Source organism: Halobacterium bonnevillei (assembly GCF_009831555.1).
Taxonomy (GTDB): domain Archaea; phylum Halobacteriota; class Halobacteria; order Halobacteriales; family Halobacteriaceae; genus Halobacterium; species Halobacterium bonnevillei.
In genome coordinates this window covers 1-5,048 of record NZ_WUUU01000203.1, presented here as the reverse complement: position 1 = coordinate 5,048, position 5,048 = coordinate 1, and the positions used below count along the sequence as shown (strand labels likewise).

The following is a 5,048-nucleotide window of genomic DNA, read 5'->3' as shown; positions in this document are numbered from 1 at the left end:
CGTCGTGCTCGCCGCCGTCGCCGTCCAGCTCGTGCACACCAGCCTCGACACCGACAGCTACGCGCTCACCGTCGGCGTCGGCGTCCTCGGCCTGCTGGTCGGGGTCGGCGTCGCGTTCGTCGCCGGCCTCCTCCTGGACCTGGGACGGCGACGTTTGGCGAACGCAGTGTAGCGTTCCCCGCCGGTTCGCTGCCGTGAGCGCTCCCGTTCGACGGCTCCGTACACGTCGTTCCCCCTCGTATGTTCCGTACACGTAGTTAGCCCTCGTAGGCGCGCCAGACGTACAGCGACGCGTACGAGCGGTAGGGCTGCCAGCGGGTGGCTATCTCCCGCATCTCCCCGCGGGTCGTGTCCTCGCCGAAGAGCAACTGCATCCCCTTCCGGATGCCCAGGTCCCCGACCGGGAAGACGTCCTCGCGGCCGAGCGCGAACATGAGGAACATCTCCGCGGTCCACTCGCCGACGCCGGTGATTGCGGTGAGCTCTGCGCGGATCGCGTCGTCGCTCATTCCGTCGAAGTACGCGTGGTCGTACCCCTCGTCGCGGAACGTGCGTGCGACGTTCTTGACGTAGTCGGCCTTCCGGCTGGACAGTCCGGCGACCCGGAGCACCTCGGGGTCGACGCCCGCAATCGCCTCGGGCGTCACGTCGACGCGGTCGAACAGCCGGGCTTCGATGGCGTCCGCGGCGTCCATCGACACCTGCTGGCGGACGATGGAGACGACGAGCCGTCGGAACGGGTCCTCGGCTGGGTTCAGCGTCAACGCGCCGTGTTCGGCGACGAGACCGCCGAGTTCGGGGTCGTCGCGGAGCACGTCGTGTGGGTCGGTCACGGTCGACGTATCGTGCTCGTCGAATCTACGCGTTTCGCTCGACGCGGCTCGCGCCGGGGGCTACGAGGTGCGTGCGGCCAGCAGGAAGCCGGCGAGTGCGGCGACGCCGCTGTGGACGGCGGGCGAGAGCGCGTTGACGAGGTACGGCCCGACGAATCTGATGCGGAGCGCTTCGAGGAACGGCGCGCCGGCGCTGGCGGCCGTGAGCAGCGGATACGTGAGCAGGACGGCGACGCCAGTGCCCGCGGCGACGACTGCTGCGAGCCGGACCGGGTCCGAGCGGGAGACAGACAGCCGGTGTGCGCCGTACAGCGCCAGCCCCGGCACGACGGCGAGGAGGAGGCCCGTTGTGAGCACCGACTCCAGCAGAACCAGTGTGAGGTTTGCATCGATCGCGGTCGCGCCGGACGTCGGTGCGAACAGGCGCACGAACGTGTGCGTGACCCCGACGAGGAGGCCGAGGAGGGCTGACCGCTGCCGGTCGTTCATGCGCGGCCAGTTTTCCGGCCGCCGACAAGTGTGTTGCGTGTCGCATCGTCCGGGGTCAGGGCGCGGTACGGTTTTCGCGACCTCGTTTTTTGCGTCGTTCGTCGTGTTCCGCCTCGACCGTTTCCACGCGTGTAAACCCGTGAGACGTTCACACTCGACGATAGGGAAACCTTCAACCGGAGCCCCGCCGGACCTGTGCACATGGACGTCGACGACATCGAAACCATCGCTGTGCTCGGCGCAGGGAACATGGGCCACGGGATTGCGGAAGTGGCCGCACTCGCAGGCTTCGACGTGCACCTGCGGGACATCAACGAGGAGTTCGTGCAGAACGGCTACGACCAGATCGAGTGGTCGCTGGACAAGCTCGCGGAGAAAGACCAGCTCAGCGACGACGAGGCCGACGCGGCACTCGACCGCGTGACGCCGATCGTCGACCTCGAGGAAGCCGTCGCGGACGTCGACTTCGTCATCGAGGCCGTCCCGGAGAAGATGGACATCAAGCAGGACGTCTACCGGGAACTCGAACTGCACGCGCCCGACCACGCCGTGTTCGCGACGAACACGTCCAGTCTCTCCATCACGGACCTCTCGGAGGTGACCGAGCGCCCCGAACAGTTCTGCGGAATGCACTTCTTCAACCCGCCGGTTCGGATGCAGCTCGTCGAGGTCATCTCCGGCGAACACACCGACGACGAGGTCCTGGACCTGACCGAGGACCTCGCCGAAGAGATGGGGAAGACGCCGGTCCGCGTGCGCAAGGACTCGCCCGGATTCATCGTGAACCGCGTGCTCGTGCCGCTGCTGAACGAGGCCGCGTGGCTGGTCCACGACGACGTCGCCACCATCGACGAGGTCGACGCCACGACGAAGTACGACATCGGGCTGCCGATGGGCGCGTTCGAACTCGCTGACCAGGTCGGTATCGACGTCGCGTACGACGTCCTCGACTACATGCAGGGCGTGCTCGGCGACGCCTACGAGCCGTGTCCCGTCCTCGTCGAGAAGGTCGAGGCCGAGCAACTCGGGAAGAAGACCGGCGAAGGCTTCTACGACTACGAGAACGGCGGCGCGGACGTCCCCGCTGACGCGGTCCGCGAGGACGTCGCCGACCGCCTCACCGCAGTGATGGCCAACGAAGTCGCGAAACTCGTCGGGAACGACGTCGCCGACCCGCCCGAGATCGACGACGCCGTGATGTTGGGCGCCGGGTACCCCGAGGGGCCCGCGCGGATGGCCGACAACGCCGGCATCGAACACCTCTACGAGACGCTGTCGGACCTCTACGCGGAGACGGAGGCGGTGCGCTACGAACCCGCGGCGGAACTCGAGCGGCTCGCCAGCGAAGGCGAGCAGTTCCACGGCGCCGCCGACGAGGACGCGGGCGCCGTTGCGGCCTACGAGAATCTCGCGGTCGAAATCGACGGCCACGTCGGCCACGTGGAACTCGACCGGCCGCACCGCATGAACACCATCAGCGGCGACCTTCTCGACGAACTCGAAGACGCAATCGACGTGCTCGGCGACGAGGACGACGTGCGCGCCATCCTGCTGACCGGCGCCGGCGACAAGGCGTTCTCCGCGGGCGCGGACGTCCAGTCGATGGCCGGCAGCGCCGACCCGATCGACACCGTCGAGCTCTCCCGGAAGGGCCAGCAGACGTTCGGGAAACTTGAGGCGTGTGACGTCCCCGTGCTCGCGGCCATCGACGGCTACTGCCTCGGCGGCGGGATGGAGCTGTCGATGTGCGCGGACCTCCGCGTCGCCAGCGAGCGCAGCGAGTTCGGGCAGCCGGAACTCGACCTCGGCATCATGCCCGGGTGGGGCGGCACGCAGCGCCTCCGCCACATCGTCGGCGAGGGCCGCGCGAAGGAGATCATCTACACGGCCGACCGCTACGAGGCCGCCGAACTCGAGGCGTACGGGTTCGTGAACGAGGTCCTCGCCGTCGACGAGTTCGAGGACCGCGCCTGGGAACTGGCGCGCGACCTCGCCGCGGGGCCGCCGATCGCCCAGAAGTACACGAAGCGCGCGATGCTGGCTGGCCGCGACTCCACCGAGGCCGGCCTCGAGGCCGAGTCCCAGGCGTTCGGGCAGCTGATGAACACCCAGGACATCATGGAAGGAATCGCGGCATTCACGAGCGACCGCGACCCCGAGTTCGAGGGCAAGTAACGCGGCCGCAACACTACGTATCCGCGTTCGACCGCGCGTGACTGTTCGCCCGAGCAACGTGCAGGTCGCCGATGAGCTATTTGTCCCCCCGCGCGTAACGTGACGTGTGCTGCCAACTCACGTGCTCGTCCCCTTCGACGGGTCGCCGCTGGCCGACGACGCGCTGGAAGAGGCGCTGGAGCTGTTCGACTGTCGAGTGACCGTGTTGAACGTCGTGACGCCGGTCGACGCTGGGATGAGCGAGAGCGGGATTCTGGAGGCTGACGAGCACAGGCGCGAACAGGCAATGGAGCGAGCCGACGCCATCGTCGAGGACGCACGGCGGCGAGCAGACGACGCGGACCGCACCATCGAGACAATTGTGGAGGGCGGAGACCCGGCAGAGACGATTCTCGAGTACGTCGACGACAACGACGTGGACCGCGTCGTGATGGGCGGTCACGGGGGCGACCGCAACGCCATCGTTCGGCGACTGCTCGGGACTGTCGCGACGAAAGTCGTCGGGGAAGCGCCAGTCACCGTCACGGTCGTCCGTTGAGTCGACGCCCCGCCTATCCGCCGAGCACTGCCGCGAACGCCCGGTAGAGCCCGAACCCGACGGTGATCGACGCGACGAGCGTGATCAGCCAGAACGCGATGGTGACGCCGATTTTCCGCCGGGAGACGCCGGAGGCGCCGCCGGCGAGCCCGCCGCCGATGACGCCGGAGATGATGATGTTGTTGAACGAGATGGGGATGCCGAGCGCGATGGCCAGTTGCGCGATGACGAACCCGGGGACGAGCGCGGCGATGGACCGCCTGACGCCGAGCTGGGCGTACTCCCTGGAGGTCGCTTGCAGGAGTCTGGGCGCGCCCATCCACGCGCCGCCGAGGATGCCGACTGCGCCGAGCGCCAACAGGAGGATGCCCGGCAGCCCGAGTTCCGCGCGGTAGAGGTTCTCGAGCGGTCCCGTCGCCAGTCCCACCTGGCTGCCGCCGCTGGAGAACGCGACGACGCTCCCCAGGACGACCAGGAACGTCCGGATGCCCTTGTCGACCGACTGCTGGGTTCGCAGCCTGATGAACTGGAAGCTCAGTGCGGCGGCGGCCAGCGTCACGGCGACGACGACGAGGTCGACGCCGCCGACAGTGGGGGCGTCGACGACCTGCCCGGCGTACGCTGCCACGGAACTCTGGGACGCGTCTGGCGGCGACGGAATGATTGCCAGCTGGACGTTCGCCACGATGCCGCCGACGAGGGCCGCCAAAAGTGGCACGCCGACGGTTTCGGGGATGTCGTCACGGCGGAGGAGGGTCGCCGTCAGGTAGGCCAGGCCGCCCGAAACCGGGGGCACGAGCGCCCAGAAGACGGCGATGCGGCGGTAGGTGTCGACGGCCGGGTCGCCGCCCAGCGAGAGGCCGACGCCGACCATCGCGCCGGTGGTAGCGAACGCCGCGGGGACGGGATAGCCGCTGTAGACGCCGAACGCCATGAATCCGGTTGCAGTCAGCAGGCCGGCCGTCGCGGCGAGCGACGTGATCTGGACGCCGTCGATGAGCCGGCGCCGACGG

The 5,048-nt window shown here is 68.5% G+C and carries 5 protein-coding genes; 2 read left to right on the top strand and 3 right to left on the bottom strand.

Going from position 1 to position 5,048, the window contains the following annotated elements; translation table 11 throughout:
• Nucleotides 1-257: 257 nt before the first annotated feature.
• Both GRX66_RS16530 and GRX66_RS16525 read right to left on the bottom strand, forming a co-directional pair.
• Nucleotides 258-833 (bottom strand): DNA-3-methyladenine glycosylase family protein, encoded by a 576-nt coding sequence (locus GRX66_RS16530; RefSeq protein ID WP_325064165.1) that lies wholly within the window; start codon nucleotides 831-833, stop codon nucleotides 258-260.
• A gap of 60 nt (nucleotides 834-893) precedes the next feature.
• Nucleotides 894-1,322 (bottom strand): hypothetical protein, encoded by a 429-nt coding sequence (locus tag GRX66_RS16525; RefSeq protein ID WP_159527500.1) that lies wholly within the window; start codon nucleotides 1,320-1,322, stop codon nucleotides 894-896.
• 201 nt (nucleotides 1,323-1,523) lie between these two features.
• On the opposite strand from GRX66_RS16525, the gene GRX66_RS16520 reads away from it, so the two are divergent.
• Nucleotides 1,524-3,497 carry a 3-hydroxyacyl-CoA dehydrogenase/enoyl-CoA hydratase family protein gene (locus GRX66_RS16520; RefSeq protein ID WP_159527499.1) on the top strand — a complete coding sequence of 658 codons (1,974 nt, stop codon included), beginning with the start codon at nucleotides 1,524-1,526 and terminating at the stop codon, nucleotides 3,495-3,497.
• Between the two features lie 106 nt (nucleotides 3,498-3,603).
• Nucleotides 3,604-4,035 (top strand): universal stress protein, encoded by a 432-nt coding sequence (locus GRX66_RS16515; protein ID WP_325064164.1) that lies wholly within the window; start codon nucleotides 3,604-3,606, stop codon nucleotides 4,033-4,035.
• A gap of 13 nt (nucleotides 4,036-4,048) precedes the next feature.
• On the opposite strand, the gene GRX66_RS16510 is transcribed toward GRX66_RS16515, so the two are convergent.
• The coding region (locus tag GRX66_RS16510) for an inorganic phosphate transporter (protein ID WP_159527498.1) at nucleotides 4,049-5,048 on the bottom strand (1,000 nt) is incomplete at its 5' end.

Excerpts from the sequence above, each read along its gene's own strand:
- GRX66_RS16525 (WP_159527500.1), bottom strand. The coding sequence starts at position 1,322 with ATGAACGACCGGCAGCGGTCAGCCCTCCTCGGCCTCCTCGTCGGGGTC.
- GRX66_RS16520 (WP_159527499.1), top strand. The coding sequence starts at position 1,524 with ATGGACGTCGACGACATCGAAACCATCGCTGTGCTCGGCGCAGGGAAC.